A 15,894-nucleotide genomic window follows, 5' to 3' on the forward strand; every position below is an offset into this window, starting at 1 on the left:
AATGTAATCGATAAAATTTATGAAACTGGTCGAAAAGTAGCTAAGGGATTTAAAGAAACAATGAAAATTATTTTTGATGAATATCTACCAAAATGGAATTATCGTGCAGTTCCGACTATTTAGCAGACGCTAAAGTTATTAAATTTTCATTCCTTATATATTTTTCCCCAAAGCCTCGAAAGATATTTGACACTGCCGCCACTAAATTATCCCATACTTACTTCTGTTTGATTACTACCAAAGTAATGTCATCAAATACTTTTTGCTCCCCGATGTATCGCCGCACGTCGTCAATAATAGCTTGCTTGATTTCTGCTGTTGACTTTTCCCGGTTAAGGGCAACAAGTTCAATCAATGGCTCAATACCGTATTCCTTTTGATTCATATCAAAAGCTTCGGTAATTCCATCTGTGTAGAGTACGACAACATCCCCGGAATTTAACTGTATTTCAGTAGTAGCAATGAAATCGGCAATATCTGGTTCCAAGGCGATGGGAAAGCCTAACTCTATAGTATCAATCCGCTCTACTTCGCCGCTAGAACGCACGACAATCACCTCTTCGTGCTGTCCGCTCAAACGCAGGATGTTGTCCCCCCGATATTCCAGCAAAGAAAGGCTCATACTTTTACCGCAATTGATGCGCTCAACGTTGTCAAAAAGCGTTTGGTTGACTGTCTGCAATAATTTAACTGGGTCGGTTTCATTGTGAACCAACAAAGTGCGAATTGCTGTTTGTGCCATAATCATTAACACGCCGCTTTCTAAACCGTGTCCTGTCACATCGCCGATGCCAATTGTGGCTTTGCCACCGTAATTTAGTACGTCGTAGTAGTCGCCGCCAACTTCATCAGCCGGTTCCATGAATGCAGCAATTTCTAGCCCTGCAATTGACTCTAGTTCCTGCTGTTGAGGCAAAATCATTTGTTGCAGGCGGCGGGTTACGTCTAGTTCGGCACTCATGCGAAGGTTTTCTACTTTTAGCCGTTCGTTCAAACTCAATATTTCTGTATTAGCTTGGGCTAATTCTGCGGTACGGTCTTCTACTTTTTGCTCTAAAGTTCGGTTGTAATCTTCTAATTGTTCGTAGAGACTTGCATTTTCAATTGAGATCGCAGCTTGAGCAGCAATGATTTTTAAAGTTTCGACTCTTTCCGAGGTAAATGCGCCGATCGCCAAATTATTTTCTAAATAGAGTATACCACCGAGTTTGCCTTGATTGAGTAGGGGAGTGCAGAGAATCGATTTGGGCTCAGTAGCGGTAATGTAAGAATCCCCAGTAAATAGTCCTTCATCGGTGGCGTTATTTAATACTACATTTTCGTGGCTGCGAGCGACGTAGTTAACGATGGCGGTTGACAGCAGGGGCATTCCAGTTGCAGGATCTACAGAATCTACGGGAATGGATTGCATAATGGTAACGATCTCGCATTCTACTGCTGCTTCCGCTTCAATCGCCCAACTCCCGCCTTTATCCAAGATGAGAAAACCTTTTTGGGCGCCTGCGTTTTCAATCACAGTTTTCATCACCTGGTTTAACAATTGTTCGAGAACGATTTCACCGGAGATAGCTTGGGATGCTTTCATTACGGCGGCAAAATCTAACGTTTCGCCGGAATTGCTACCAGTTGTGGTGATTGGATTGATGATATTATTTTCAGTATCTGTTCGGGTTGAACTAAGCGACTGAAGGGCTAAAAATTGCGGGTATCGCGCCTCCAAATCTTTGACTTTAGCTACAGCCCCCCAACGCTGATAGGCGTAGTGGGCATCTTGCAGGTAGTGACGGGCAACATGATTTTGATTTCTGGCTAAATAAAACCTGCCTGCTAGTTCGTAGGCGAGGGCTTCTTCGTTGAGATATTCGTTTTCGCGGGCTAAGATGATGGCTTTGTCGTAATATTCTCTGGCATCTTTATCGTTGCCTAATACGCGATCGCGTTCCGCTTCCACTAGATAGAATTTGTGCAGGTAATTCATGGGAGCCTGCTTTGCCCATGTTTCCATTTTTTCTTGTTTAGTAGCCACCTTTGTCAGGATTTCTGCTCTTTCTGTTTCTGAGGAATTAGGATAGAGCGCTAGTCGGGCTAACATATCATACAAATAGACAACAGGGAGAATAAAAAAGGAAGCTGCATTAGCTGAGTATTCTTCAAAGCGGTCTGCATTCTCCACAGCTTGCTGAAATTCCTCAAACAGATAACAGAGGAGAACTTTAAGTGAATAAACCTTCATGAGCGCAGTCCGATCGCCACCTGCTTGATGAACGGGTATCATCTTTTGTTCGTCGTATACTTCACCAATCAAACAGCACGGATTTTCTACTTGTTCCGCCAAGTTCAGGATCGCCTGCATAAAGATTTGACACCAATGAATGTATGCTTCCTGTTTAGTTTGATAAGTAACTTCAAGGGCTTTCGCCATTTCTTTTTTGGCATCGATCAGCTCTACACCGCTGAGGTACAAAGCGAAAGCATAGACCTGCCTAACACTAGCAGTATATTCAAGATCTCCAGTTTCTATCGCACTTTGATAAGCTTCCATGCAAAAAGAAGATGTGTCTCTGAGAGGTTCATTCCAATGCTTGATAAATCCCATATATATTACATAAATTCTTGCTTTGAATGTTTTATCTTTGAATCGTTCTAGTAAGTTCAAAGCAAGTTTTCCAAACTGATAGCCAGCGTCAAGCTCTCCTGACGAGCAAAGGATCAGCCCATAACCTATATACGCATAAGCAGAGCTAGCAGAATTACCATACTGAATCGATAAATTCACCTGTCGGCACCAAGTTAACAAGCTCAGTTGATTAATTGCTACGAACGCAGGACTCAACAAGCAGTTTATCACCCGTATAGCTGCTAGTTTATACGGGTCGGTCATTGGCGGTAAGTCGATTAGATCCTGAGCTTGCCTGCCTGCTAAGGCAGATTTTATCTGCTCCATCTCTTGTGTCAGATCGGATTGATTCGGTCGTTGCGGTAATTCTACGCCAAGTAATTTCAGAACTTCTAGCCCAATGTCGATCGCCTCTAGGAATTTAGTTTGGGCGCAATAAGCTTGCATTTTAATTTCATATATTTTTACTTTCTCTAACAGCGTTTGGGCTTTTTGCAAAACTACCCCAGATAAGCGCTCCATTTCATCGTAGTTAGCAATTGTATAAGCTGTTTCTGCTGCTTCTAAATACAAATCTAAGGTAAGGTTGTACTGCTGCGACCAACTCTTTTTATTTAACAAACTTAAGCCGATCTGAAGGTAATTGAAAGCTGGTTGGCTAGCTGCTGAAGATTTGGCTTTTTTACCTGCCTGTAAGTTGAATTTGGCTAACTCGTATCGCTCTATTTGTTGATCTATCAGCGCTCGGCCTTTGTTCAACTGATTGACAATATCAAACAGCTTCTGTGCCACTTCTTCAGATGGTGTATTTTCCAGTAACAACCTGCCCACGCGCAGATGTACTGACTGTCTATCTGCTTCGGAGATGAGAGAGTAAACTGCTTGTTGAATGCGATCGTGAGCAAATTTGTATTCTGCAACCAACCGATCGGACAAACCTGCTACATCAAGTTCCGCCAACTGATAGGCATGGCTGAGTGGTATAACTAGACCGGATTGGAGTGCTGACCGTAAATCTGTTGCTGTTTCTTGGAGGGATTTTTCATAGATAATCGCCAGCGTTCTCAAGTCAAACTGATTCCCCACGCAAGCTGCTAATTTTAAGACTGCCTGAGTTGCTGTCGGGAGTTTTTTGACATTTTTGCTCGTCAGATCTAAAACGTTATCTGTAATTGGTTGCGCTTTTATTTGTTCTAAGTCCCACTGCCATTTCTGATATTCGTAGTTAAAATATAACCATGCTTCAGAATGCAGGGATTTTAAGAATTCATTGATAAAAAACGGATTACCACCAGTTTTTTGCTGGAGCAATTTGGCAAGTGGCTTAGCATTTTTTGATTCCGCAAAAAGCGTATCAACTAAAAGTTGCGTAATATCGGTTAAGGCTAAAGGTGTCAAAAATATTTTATTAATGGTTGTTACTTTTGCTTTGGCAATATTTTCCAAAATTTGAGTTAGCGGATGTGCTTCGCTTACTTCATTATCCCGATATGCACCAATTAGAAATAGATATTTATTATCTGCTACTGTCATCAGCAGTTGAATTAATTCCAGCGAGGCTCTATCTGCCCACTGTAAGTCGTCTAAGAAAATTACTAAGGGATGTTCGAGTTGTGTGAATATATTAATAAATTTTTGCAAAACCCGATTAAAGCGATTTCTCTGTTCTGCTGGCGGCAGATCTGGTAAGGGTGGTTGGGAACCAATAATTAGTTCTACTTCAGGAATAACTTCAACGATTACCCATCCAGCTTCCCCTAATTCCGCTTGGAATTTATCTCGCCACTTGCTAATTTGGGCATCGCTTTCTGTTAGTAACTGCCGTACTAATGAACGAAATGCCTGAATTAAGGATGCGTAGGGAGTATCTCGTTGAAACTGGTCAAACTTACCCGAAATAAAATAACCGCGTTGTTGAGTCAGCGGCTTATATATCTCCTGGATTAATACTGTTTTTCCAATCCCAGAATATCCAGAAACCAGCATCATTTCACTGGCTCCTTGACTAACTCGCTCAAAAGCAGCTAATAAGGCAGAAATTTCCCGTTCTCGCCCGTACAGTTTTTGGGGAATTTGAAATCGATCGGAAATATTGTGCCGAGCGATTGGGAAAGGGTCAATTTGCTCTTTGCTCTGCCACTGTTTGAGACATTCTTGTAAATCTGCCTTTATTTGATATGCTGACAAGTAGCGTTCCTCAGCATTTTTTGCCATTAATTTCAACACGATCGCCGAAATAATTGGTGGAACTTCTGGTTTGACTTCGTGCGGTGGGGTAGGTTGTTTAGCAATATGACAATGCACTAATTCCAAAACATCATTCGTGGGGAAAGGTAACTGTCCGGTTAGTAATTCATAAAAAGTTATCCCCAGCGAGTAAAAATCTGTGCGGTAATCGATTGTTCGATTCATGCGACCTGTTTGTTCTGGCGAGATATAAGCCAGCGTTCCTTCTAATACGTTCGGGTTAAGAAAGGTTGGGTTTTCTTGCGACAGTGTTGTGGAAATTCCAAAATCAATTAGCTTCAGCTTACCTGTCTGCTGATTTAAAACAATATTTGATGGGTTAATATCTTTGTGGATAATATACTGCTGGTGAATCTGACCGAGAATGTCAACAATTTCAATTGCCAGATGGAGAAATTCAGCAATTGTAAATTGTTTCTTAGCAATTATCTGATTGAGGGATTCACCGCCAAAATCTTCTAACGCAATTACCCACTGATTTTCTAGGTTTTGGAAGCTGTAAACATCTATTACGCCTGGTAAGTTAATGTTTTGGGTTATTTCATACTCTCGCTTAAACCAGGCAATTTTTTCAGGTAAAGGATAGGCTTGTTTGAGCATTTTGAGGATAACAGGCAGATTGTCTGCTTGCCGATATCCGCGATAGACTAAGGAGTTACTGCTCTCATGCAGTTTTTCAGTAATTTGGTAATTTTGCATACTTATGTTTTGAGGATAAAAAACCGCAACAAGTGCGGTTTGAGATCAGGAAATATCAATCTACTTTCCCAAGTGTAGAAAATTATTAGTGGTTTGACTTCAAATCCACATCCTAGTCAGAGTCAGGTTTGGGTTCTGGCGGTGGAGAAGGAGGAAAAGGGTCTGGATCTGGCAAGGGATCGGGGCCGGGATCGACAAAAGTAATAGCAAACGGAACTCGTCCCTCTGCAAAGAGTGCGGCAATTTTAGCGTTTTCACCACTCATCATTGCAGTTTGTTCTGCTTCCGTTAAACCCACTTCGTCCATTAAGGAACTGGGGTTGTTGAGGAAAGCACTTTGTTTTTTCGTGTCAAGTGCTAAATCTGTTAATAAATCCAATAGGTTACTCATGGGATATTCTCCTAAATCTCTAAGGTCACGAACAGTGAAAAACTAAACTAATCGTCATTAATTTTTTTCGTTGATTTTCGGGCAATTAAGGGTTTCATTAATTGGGTTCAGAAAATTTTAACACTATTCCCTCATCGTGCAACTTTTTAAATATCTTTGTTCTGTGTTCATGTGAAAACACTGGAGTTTGATAAAGCCTTTCTGTAACGTAGTAAGGATTGATGAGGAATGCAAGCTCTAGATAAGCCGTTTCTGTACCAATATTACTTTTGTTTCCCAGAAGATGGCTTATTTCACAAAGAAAGAAAAGAATATAACTCCACATCTCTGTCAGCTCAAAGTTTTTCCATAGCCATAATTGAGGCTCTTTTTCAACACCTGATGTAGGGTTCTTTATCACCTCTTCCAAAATAAGCTTCTTTAATTTATGTCACTCCTCAGCATGACTATTTATCCATTTCAACTGCTCGATACTAACTGACGGTTTTGGAACATTAATTTGATGTCGCAATAGCTTTTTACATTTTTGGCAAAACTCCACTTCTGTATCTTTAAAAAACTGCTCTAATTTTCTTTGAATGTTTTTAATCTCATTTGGTTTTAATGACCCCCTTTCTTCCTTCTTTTGGTTAGCTTCAATTATGGTGAGAATTAGCTTAGCCATCAAGTCACCTGGACTAAGTATCAAAGCTTGTTGGAGAAAAGCGATCGCCCTAACGTAGTGTCTTTTTTTATCCTCGGGTTCTGATGGTTTCTTGGTCAAATAAAAAGACAGGAAAGCGTGTTCGTAAAGATTTATCCTGCCACTTTTTAAGAATGAAACGGGAGAAGAAGACTGTTGCATAATTTCCATATTCGGAGCTATTACAGCTTCAACTTCCACATCCCAGAATGAATTTTCGTAGTCTTGAGTCAATCTGTAAACTGTCGATCGCATACCCCATGCCCAAGCGTATGTAGGCATGAGTTCAATCGCTCTGTTAAGGCATTTCAAAGCGTCTTCGGCGTGTTGTTTTATCTTTTCTTTTCCGCAATAATTCTCTGGATTAGGTTGCTGAGATATCGGCTCCTTCAGGAATTGGCTGATACCCTTAGTTATATACAGGCGATGGGTTGCCCCCAAGTGAGCTAAGGCCCACGCATAGTTGCTGTCTTCTGGTGGTTTATCAAGCGCTTTTTGGAAATGCTCGATAGCTAATTCAACATATTCTGGTCTTTTGTTATTTTCCGTAATTGCTCGAAGACGATAGGTTTCACCTAGCTGTGCATGAGCCCAGAAATACTTATCGTTTTTGTCGATCGCTTTCTTTAAATAATGTTCTGCTTTCCCATAATCCATCAAATGGTAATAGGTTGCTCCTAAGTGAGCATTAACCCAAGCATTGTCAGGATACATTTGGAGTTGTTCAAAGATCTCGATCGCCTGTTCGTAAGCCCCTGACAAGCGAAGAGTTTCTGCTTGTTGAGCCATCATCATATCGCTGATATCCATCTGCATAAAATTATCCTGAAAAGACACTTGATGTTTAATTACTTGAAATTTGTTTTCTCAAACACTTAACTAGCGAGTAATGCCTGAGTTCTCGGGTCGTCCCGCCAATCCAACCAAGCTGGATCGTGACCGACTAACTCAATGGCTTCATCATTGATAGGAATAGCTTCTCGCAGATATTGCCATGCTTGTTCGCAGTTCCCTGCCAAAATTGCCAAGCCGCAGAGTCGGTAGAGAATATCTCCCCGATCGCCCGTTTCCCATTGAGAAAGCAATGCTGTCCGCGATCGCTCGATTTCGCTTGCTGCTTTGTCCACTCCTTGCCAACGCGCCTTAGATACTGCGATGCAGTACAAAGCTGTAGTATCATCAGCAACCTGTTGCAACCTCTGTTCGCAACAGGCGATCGCCTCAAAATATTGACCGTCATAGCAAAAGATTAACCCTTTCTCTGTGTGCTGATTTTTCCCTGCAAATATTGTTTCATCAAGGGCGATCGCTCGATCGAAGTCAATCAGGGATTGCTTGTAGCACTTCATCAACTCATAGACGCGGCAGCGATAAGCGATCGCCCAAACGTAATCCGGCTGATGCTCAATTGCTCGATCCAAGTCAGCCAGTGCCTTTGTGTAATATGCTTCTCCCAGAAAGCGGTAGGTTACGCCTCGGTGAGCGATCGCCCAATTATAATCAGGGTTCAGTTCAATGGCGCGGTTGAAATCTGCGAAAGCCTCCTGATAGCGTTTCATCAAATAATAGGTTTCGCCCCGGTGTGCGATCGCCCAAGCATTGTTAGGTTCCAAGTCGAGCGATCGGTTGAAATCGTCTAAAGCTGCTTCAAAATGTCCCGTCAGCCGATGGTTTTCACCATGATGAGCTAGAGCCCTAGCATCGTCAGGGTTTTGTTCTATATAAAGCGACATTACCACATTTTTTCTCCTCTAACACATACACTTTTTATCTGCTGGAAAAAATGTAGTTTTTACTACATTCTCTTTGCAAAATACCTTAAGTTTCTTTAACAAAAGACATACCCAACCTTACCATCATTTCACTGTCTACAGGTGCAGGCGCTTGAGGCGGAACATAAAGTGTCGAAACTAGAGTAACACGACTTTCAGCCAGTTTGGACACAGGTATATGCTGGATAACTGGCTCGCAAACCGGGTAATAAACCGCTGCTTCGTAAACAATTACTTCGTGGTCAGAACTATAGTGTGTTTCTAACACTTCAGTTAACACATTTAGACCCCGCAATTGAATCTCTTCTTGATAAAAACCCAGATTGCCGATCGTCGCAATCTGCCACAAAATTAAAGCACTGGTGGGGTCAAATTTACGCTGCCGAATCAGAAAATCAGTGGCTTCAAAACTTTGACATCCGTTGCGCCCTGGATCGATACCAAGGTCAGCAAATAAGCAATCTTCCGCTGAAATTCCTGGTAACATTTGCGCCCTAAAACCTTCACGACGCGCCTGTTTAATTGCTTCATGGGTAGGGTAAGCGAAAACGCCGGGATGACCGTAAAAAACCGCACAGACATTCAACCCCTGACGAACTTCAGCCAAAATGCGATCGACCATTTCTCGATAAGTTTCTCTACGCCGCTGATTGTTAGTATTGTAAGGTAAGGCTTCTGCGGTGGGATTGAGTGTCTGTAGCCATTTAGCAGTAACTGGGTCAGCTACGGCGAACAGAACTTTGTCAGCTTGCTCGATCGACGCCTTCGCTGCTAAGGTCAGATGACCAACTAATTGAATTCCCGTCCCGACAACAGTTAAAGATCCCGTTTTCAAATGTAACTTCCTCCCAGCGATCGCAAAATGTGTTTCAGTTATGGTAGTAACGCAAATTGCTAGTTATATAATTAAAGCTGCTAAAGTTGTCGTTGTAGGCGATCGCCATAAATTCCGGCACAGATGGGAGAGTTTTGCAACACTTGCTCTGGAGTGACATCCCCACGCCCGATATGATAAAGACCTACCCGTACTCAATAGGTATTCCTGTTTACAAAACCCGTCAGTTGCTGGGCATCTTCCGCTGACCAATCCAGTCCTTGCCCTTGCGCCAAATCCTGCACTTGGTCGCTTTTAAAGGGCCGTAGCCTCACATTAAACGGCGATTTATTTACACTCCGCGGGATATACAGCTTAGTGGAGTGTACCACGACTAACCGGAGTTTTCGCCCAATTCCCCGATTTTTTCCTTTCTCGTGCCAAATTCGCAAAATTCCGCAAAAGTCGATCGTCAAATTGGGATAGGCAAACAAGCGATCGATATCGCCTCAAGCTAACACTAAAAGTTTGGTTGTTGAGAGTAGCAAATACTGCTGGAAGTACATCTTGCAGCTAACCAGGATGCCAAACAGCTACTCCCCAAATTCTGCTATTTGATTTCCCAGTTGCCAACCCAAACCGACGTTCGTAGAACCACCCTAAGAAATTATCCAAATCTTGAAAATTATCTCTATTTGCTAACTGAAAATGTATAAAAATTTTTGCACCATTACTTAAAAGAGATGAGGTAAGATTCTCTAAAAATCCCTCAGCCTTCATCTGCTGATATTTGGGGTGAAAAATTCCCAACTAGGAGAAATTCACTCTAAAGCTGCGAAACTGCGATCGGTCTAACTGACCTATTCCTCTCAAAAACAGCCCTCGGTTTCAAAGCAATTCTCAGCAACAGCCACAGCGATCGCCATTCTCCGGGAGTTTCCTGCCGCTGCCACTGCCCCGGGCGACAGTAAAGCATTTCGATCAAACAGCGGTGCTGGCTAATGTTCAGGCGATCGAACGCAATTCGCACAGTGGGAAATTCCACAACACTGCACTCTTTTCCATCCCGAAAACTCGACTCCCACTGAGATTTATCACTCACCAACTCAATCTTAGCCACAGGAATAAAACAGTTCTCTTCCATAATTTTCAGAGTCGCCAAATCGCAATCAATCAAACCTTTGGCTAAACGACGCTCAGTGCCCAACTCAACAACCGACGGCGCTAGCGCTCTCCTTGCTTTGACTGCCGCACTGCGAGAAAGCGCTTTTATTTTACCCTGCAATAAACTTGTCTGAACGGCATATTTTGGCAAAATCTCTGCTGGGGTCAAACTTTCTTTACTACCTTTACCTTTCACCGGAAAACTTGGCCACTGCGTCAGAGCAACTTCCGCGCCACTTTCCGAAATTACAGTGGTTATACCCCAAAAACTTTTACCGCCAATATTCAATTGTACAACCCTGCGTAAATTGAACCATTCGTAAATATCCGGCTTAGGAATATCCACCAAAATCAGCAATGCAATCCCCAGCATCAGCAGGTTGTAAGCGCTCCAAATCCATCCCAAACTCATTCCTTTTGACAAATTTGTACTTTCTGATATTGACTGTACGGTGCCAACATTTTTAACTAAATTAATGTTTAAATTGTGCCACAAACTGACTGCTGTAGCTGCAAACAAGACAATCAAAGGCCATCCCAAATTCCAGTTAAAACGAAAGCGATCGCTCGCCATTCCTTTTGGCGTCACCTGAAACCCTTTCCCAAAGGGATTCAGCATGGAACTCACTACCGTCACCGCTAAAGGAATACACTGGACGAACGAATAAATATCCGAAAGCAAAGCCGATCCCGATCTGCGGTTCAGCCAAGAAAACACAGTAAGTTGCACCAAATAGTAAGGCAGGAAAAAGTACAGCAATTCCCGCGCACTTGCCCGCAAAGGAATTATGCCGAGAAACGAATAAGCTAAAGGTATCAACAGATATAAAACCTTGGTTAAACTGGTAAACCAGTGCAGCAATCCTTCCAAATGAGACAGCCTTTGTACAAATCGGAGACCGCGAATTGTTAAAGGATTGGAATCAATAAAAAATGCCTGAAGCGTGCCTCGCGCCCAGCGTAGCCTTTGATTTAGATGAGCTTCTATATTTTCAGCCGCCAAACCAGCACTCAATTTTTCATCTAAATAAACTAAGCGATACCCGGTTGCTGACAGCCGAATTCCGGTAAAATAATCTTCGCAAATTGAATCTGTGACCAAGCCTCCCGCTGCTTCTAAAGCACTTCGCCTCACTACGAAAGATGTACCGCAACAAACCACGCTGTCGGCGCTATCTTTGATAATTTCAATTTGCCTGTAAAAGATTTCTTCTTCCGGCGCGAGCACATTTTCTAAACCTAAATTACGGGAGATAGGATCGTGGTTGTAAAAGCTTTGCGGTGTTTGAACGAGGGCGATTTCGGGATTTTGAAAAAATCCAACTGTTCGAGTTAAAAAGTTTTTAGTGGGGATAAAATCTGCATCAAAAACAACAATTAGTTCGCCATTAGTTAGGGCTGTGGCATGGTTAATGTTTCCAGCTTTGGCGTGAATATTATCGGGTCTGGTTATATACTCGCATCCCAGTTCTTTTGCCAGCAACTTGATTTCATGGCGCTTGGTATCGTCGAGCAAATATACTTTTTTGTTGGCATAATCTAAAGCTTGACAGCCGATTACAGTGCGCCGTAAAATAAAAGCCGGTTCGTTGTAAGTTGGGATAAAAATATCTACGGGCGGTGTGAAGTTTCCAGCTTCAACTGCAACGGCCATGCGATCGGCTTCTCGACGCCGGTCTTTCATTCTCAGCATTAAATACAGTTGAATACTGGTATTGAAAACCAGTAGCATTTCTAGGAAAAACAGCCCCAAACTAAAGATACCGTTGAGGGGATCGGTTAAATTTAGAGTAGCGAGCGATCGCCATAAAACGTAGCGAATGGTTAAAGCCAGAACTATTGCCACTACCACAGCGCGCGACCATTTCTGCGGTTGAGGCGAAATTTTAATTGCAGCCAAAGCAACGGAGACAAGCGCGATAGTCGGCAGTAACAAATACATCTTGCTCGTAGCAGGCACTTGCAGCCACACAGGCGGGTTTTGCTGCCAACTGTTGATTGTGGCAAAAATACCGCTGACTGTACCTTCACTGCCAAACCAGGCTGCGGCGATCGCACCTGCGAAAGCAACTGCCCCCAACACGACTAGCGTTGCCATCGGCACCCGCGAAATCCGCCAAAAGCGGCGTTTCAAGTCTTGAAGATCAAATCTTGAAGTTGTCATAAAATAATTTTAAAGTCCCGATCGTGCATGCAACAGTAACGGTTTCCTGCTGTCCACTTTTTAATTCAGTTGAAAATTCCGACACACCCCAATTATTATATTTACATTTTTTAACATTCTGACCATTGTATGATAATTCATCCTGCTTGCTGTTGCCAAACTTCTTAACGAGTCCAAACCTGGCAAAATATAGCTGAAGGAAGAAGGAAGAACGCTTTAGTTACCTAGGAGAGAAGTCAATCGATTTTAGATTTTAGATTTTAGACTTCGGCGTGACCCTTCGACAGGCTCAGGGCCCAGACGCTCAGTCGAACGATTTTAGATTGAAGCATTGACCCCACGGATAAATTCGGGGGCTTGTATCCTGGATGCTTTCGGTCAGAAGCAATCTTGGGCAAGGATTTCAGCAATTAAGAACCTCCTAACTTACATCTTGCAGCAATGTCAGCAAAAGGCTTTCGGGCCTGTTCCACAATAAAAAATATTTTTTGTGGGCCGTTTCTGCGACGCCGCCCATAAAAAGCTTATTGAAAATGCTGCCACATCTGAATCCTAACCGTCGGGCGCGCTTGCTATAGTTCAAAAAAAATTATCTTGTCTACAAATCAAATAGGATTTCTATATCAAACTATAGCAATCCATAGGATTTAACAATTAGACGAATTCGACATCTAACTAAAGGTAGATTAATTTTATTTTAATTAAAAAAATTACTGCGATCGCAGCACAAAAACCCAGCCATCAAAAAACTAATCAGCAATTTCTAATTGCGAGATTGCATAGCGGGCGACAGCCAAACTAACTCGGGCTTGTTCTATTTCCGACAATTGGGCCCAAGGTCTTTTAGTCGCCATGACCAATTCCCCCCCTTCCGAATCAACATCTCGCATGGCATAAGCCAAAGGACGTGCCAACACCTGCAAATCTTCCTCAGCCCACTGAGGCAAAATATCTAAGACGCACTCTACCATTTGGTCAGCTAAAGATTGATACTTAACAGTGGCGTTTTGAACGCTTTGAGCGATGCTGGCGAGAAAATCTTGAGGAACGCGAGCAAATTTCTCGCGCAAAGACTTTTGCAGAGCAGTCGTCAGCCAAACTTGTTCTAATTGCGAAAATAAAACTTGGGACTTCAGGGCAATATCGCTGTCGCTGAAGGAATCAGATAGCGCAAATTCCTGCTCTAGGGCAGCCAAATAAGATTCGGATTCAAGCTGTGCAGGATTCCAGGGATAAACAACATCAGTCTGAACTATTGTGGCGAGAAGTTCCATCTGGGCTTGAGTTTGTGAGTCGCGAAAATATTCAGAATCAGGAGATTGGGTAGCCATGATGTAATACCTAAGTGGGAAAAGGAAAAGACAGAAGGGGGACTGTGCCAAGAGCTAGTTGCGAGCTATCAGTGGTAAATAACTCTTTTAAATTCAGACTGGAGACTCAACGCCCAGAACTTTGCTGTGCTACTCGCCGCTTGGCTTCATTAGCTACACCCGCACCTTAATTCGTTCCGCAATCAGTCTCACTGTAGCCCGAAGTTTTAGGAACCTCAATAGTGAACTCAAAAATCTGACCTTGAGAACTGCCAAATTTTAGCTGAGTCCCGCTGCGTAGCAGCAATTCTTGGTGGTGAACTCTCTGCCATCCCTCAGATCCCAAAACTAGAGTCCCGTAACGAGAAAAATCGCGCAGGAAGTAGCTAGGTTCTTCCCGGCTATCTCCGATCGTGTTTCGGCAGAAAATCTCGGCGTGTTTTTGAGAAACCCACTGTTCTCGAATCACTACGTCGTTTTCTTCCCAGCGTCCGACTCGAACCATACCTGCGCGAATCGGCCAAACCTGATTGGTCGACTCGGTGGATTTGCCATTGGGTCGATCGCGCCCCCGCAAATAAGCACAAGACGGCAACCGTCCCAGCCAAGTAGAAGAATTTAAAGGCAATTCAGTTTTGAGGTCATCTACCGGCTCAGTTAGCTGACCGTCAAACTCAGGGTGCATATACAGCACAGGCAGCGTCCAAGCCGGTTGATTGAACTTGTAAAGCGTTAGTAACTGCTGTCTGGCGACGGCGACTGCCCGATCGATCGACATCCGTCCGGCCAAAGCTTGGGCAAAAGTTTGGATAAAACTCAGGGCCTCGCGATCGGCGATCGAGTCCCGCATCCCCAACACCGCCGGCACCCCGTGATGGATCAGTACCTCAGCCAAACTGCTGCGGGCGATCGCCTGTTGCTGGCCCTTAGTTGAGTGCAGTCTCTCCACCGCCGGCTGAGCTCCCCAGCAGGCATTAAACACCGCCAGAGTCACGCGACACCGAACTAAAACCTGAGCCAGTTCAGTGCCATTAATCGCCGTTTCCGGCCCCAAAAACAGCAAACCGCCATCGGGGCCCGGTATCCCGTGGCCGGCGTAAAACAGAATGTTGTAAGCTTGCGTTTCCAGCCGAGAAATGAGTTCCGCCGGAGTAGGTTCGATCAGAGTATCGACGCGAGTCGGAACGCTGATGTCAAAATATTTGCCGCTGTCGTCGGTTTGAAAAGCACTTTCCAGAACGCCCGCTAAGGCGAGTGCTTCTTCTCCCAACTGCAAATGACCGTTATTGCTGTTGGAAAATTGAGAATTAGCACCGCCGCCTGGTTCTGCTTGTCCCAAAACTAGCAAAATGTTGAGCGACTCCGCAGGCTGCAGGGGTGGCAAAGGTTCAACATTGCTGGTAGTGCGGCTGAACAGCAGTTGCTGCGACAGAGAAATTGCCGGTTGACCGGCTTGAGGCTGCATAATTTCCCAAGGCAAAGCAATTAAATACGGTTCGCGCAAGTCTACGCGCACTCGCAGGGGTAGATTTTGCCCGATCGCAATACCTTTACTTTCCTGGAGACTACCCTGAATTGGCCCTTCAAACAGCCACTGCCAAAGATTAATCCCCAAATGCTGCATCAGGCGACTGCTGTAGCTTGCCGGTGGCCGAGGCGGATGCTGATCCCCTTTGTCGCCCCACCCCCGCTGGCCGAGGTGGAGCGGCACAGAGGGCGTCGCTGGAGCGAGGTCTAGCGAATGCGGACTTCGTTGTTCAGTTTCTGCCAGTATATTCTGGTTGTTTTCCGGCGAGACGAAACTGCCATCAGGATTTAGGGGCAATTCGTGAATTGTCCCGGAGGGCGAAAACATTTCCTGCCAAGCTTTCCATGATTGGGAGAGGGTATCGGGCCACATACAGTCGTGGTGAACGTACCCGCTGGGATAGGGAGCTTGTAGAACCCAAGTGGCAAAATGGTTTGCCCCAGCGGTTCTCAGGCGAGCGATCGCTATACTGAGGCAAGGACTTTCAGGGCGCGCCATTCACAACT

Annotated in this window: 11 protein-coding genes; all 11 read right to left on the reverse strand. The window is 43.9% G+C overall.

The window, feature by feature from the left end; all coding sequences use genetic code 11:
* Positions 1 to 217: 217 nt before the first annotated feature.
* Positions 218 to 5,563: an AAA family ATPase gene (locus NDI35_RS20705; RefSeq protein WP_445314376.1), complete on the reverse strand. Its 5,346-nt coding sequence runs from the start codon at positions 5,561 to 5,563 to the stop codon at positions 218 to 220.
* A gap of 112 nt (positions 5,564 to 5,675) precedes the next feature.
* Positions 5,676 to 5,954, reverse strand: coding sequence for a hypothetical protein (locus NDI35_RS20710; RefSeq protein WP_445314377.1), 279 nt, complete (start codon positions 5,952 to 5,954; stop codon positions 5,676 to 5,678).
* Positions 5,955 to 6,051: 97 nt separating this feature from the next.
* On the reverse strand, positions 6,052 to 6,363 hold the full coding sequence (locus NDI35_RS20715) for a hypothetical protein (RefSeq protein ID WP_445314378.1): 312 nt from the start codon (positions 6,361 to 6,363) through the stop codon (positions 6,052 to 6,054).
* Positions 6,364 to 6,384: 21 nt separating this feature from the next.
* Complete coding sequence (locus NDI35_RS20720; protein WP_445314379.1) at positions 6,385 to 7,452, reverse strand: tetratricopeptide repeat protein; 1,068 nt, start codon at positions 7,450 to 7,452, stop codon at positions 6,385 to 6,387.
* Between the two features lie 59 nt (positions 7,453 to 7,511).
* Entirely contained in the window at positions 7,512 to 8,369 is an 858-nt protein-coding gene (locus NDI35_RS20725) for a tetratricopeptide repeat protein (RefSeq protein ID WP_445314431.1), read from the reverse strand.
* Between the two features lie 85 nt (positions 8,370 to 8,454).
* On the reverse strand, positions 8,455 to 9,243 hold the full coding sequence (locus NDI35_RS20730) for an SAM-dependent methyltransferase (protein ID WP_445314380.1): 789 nt from the start codon (positions 9,241 to 9,243) through the stop codon (positions 8,455 to 8,457).
* Positions 9,244 to 9,437: 194 nt separating this feature from the next.
* Positions 9,438 to 9,716 (reverse strand): AAA-like domain-containing protein, encoded by a 279-nt coding sequence (locus NDI35_RS20735; RefSeq protein ID WP_445314381.1) that lies wholly within the window; start codon positions 9,714 to 9,716, stop codon positions 9,438 to 9,440.
* Between the two features lie 79 nt (positions 9,717 to 9,795).
* Positions 9,796 to 10,002: a hypothetical protein gene (locus NDI35_RS20740; RefSeq protein ID WP_445314382.1), complete on the reverse strand. Its 207-nt coding sequence runs from the start codon at positions 10,000 to 10,002 to the stop codon at positions 9,796 to 9,798.
* A 46-nt stretch (positions 10,003 to 10,048) separates the two neighbouring features.
* Entirely contained in the window at positions 10,049 to 12,550 is a 2,502-nt protein-coding gene (locus NDI35_RS20745; protein ID WP_445314383.1) for a glycosyltransferase family 2 protein, read from the reverse strand.
* A 749-nt stretch (positions 12,551 to 13,299) separates the two neighbouring features.
* The gene (locus NDI35_RS20750) at positions 13,300 to 13,881 is read right to left on the reverse strand and encodes a hypothetical protein (RefSeq protein WP_445314384.1); all 582 of its coding nucleotides are present in this window, start codon (positions 13,879 to 13,881) and stop codon (positions 13,300 to 13,302) included.
* Positions 13,882 to 14,047: 166 nt separating this feature from the next.
* A complete protein-coding gene (locus tag NDI35_RS20755) occupies positions 14,048 to 15,886 on the reverse strand; it encodes a CHAT domain-containing protein (RefSeq protein ID WP_445314385.1) in 1,839 nt (612 codons plus the stop codon).
* Positions 15,887 to 15,894: the final 8 nt, after the last annotated feature.

It is taken from the genome of Microcoleus vaginatus FACHB-2002, from assembly GCF_040004035.1.
GTDB classification, from domain to species: Bacteria; Cyanobacteriota; Cyanobacteriia; order Cyanobacteriales; family Microcoleaceae; genus Microcoleus; species Microcoleus vaginatus_C.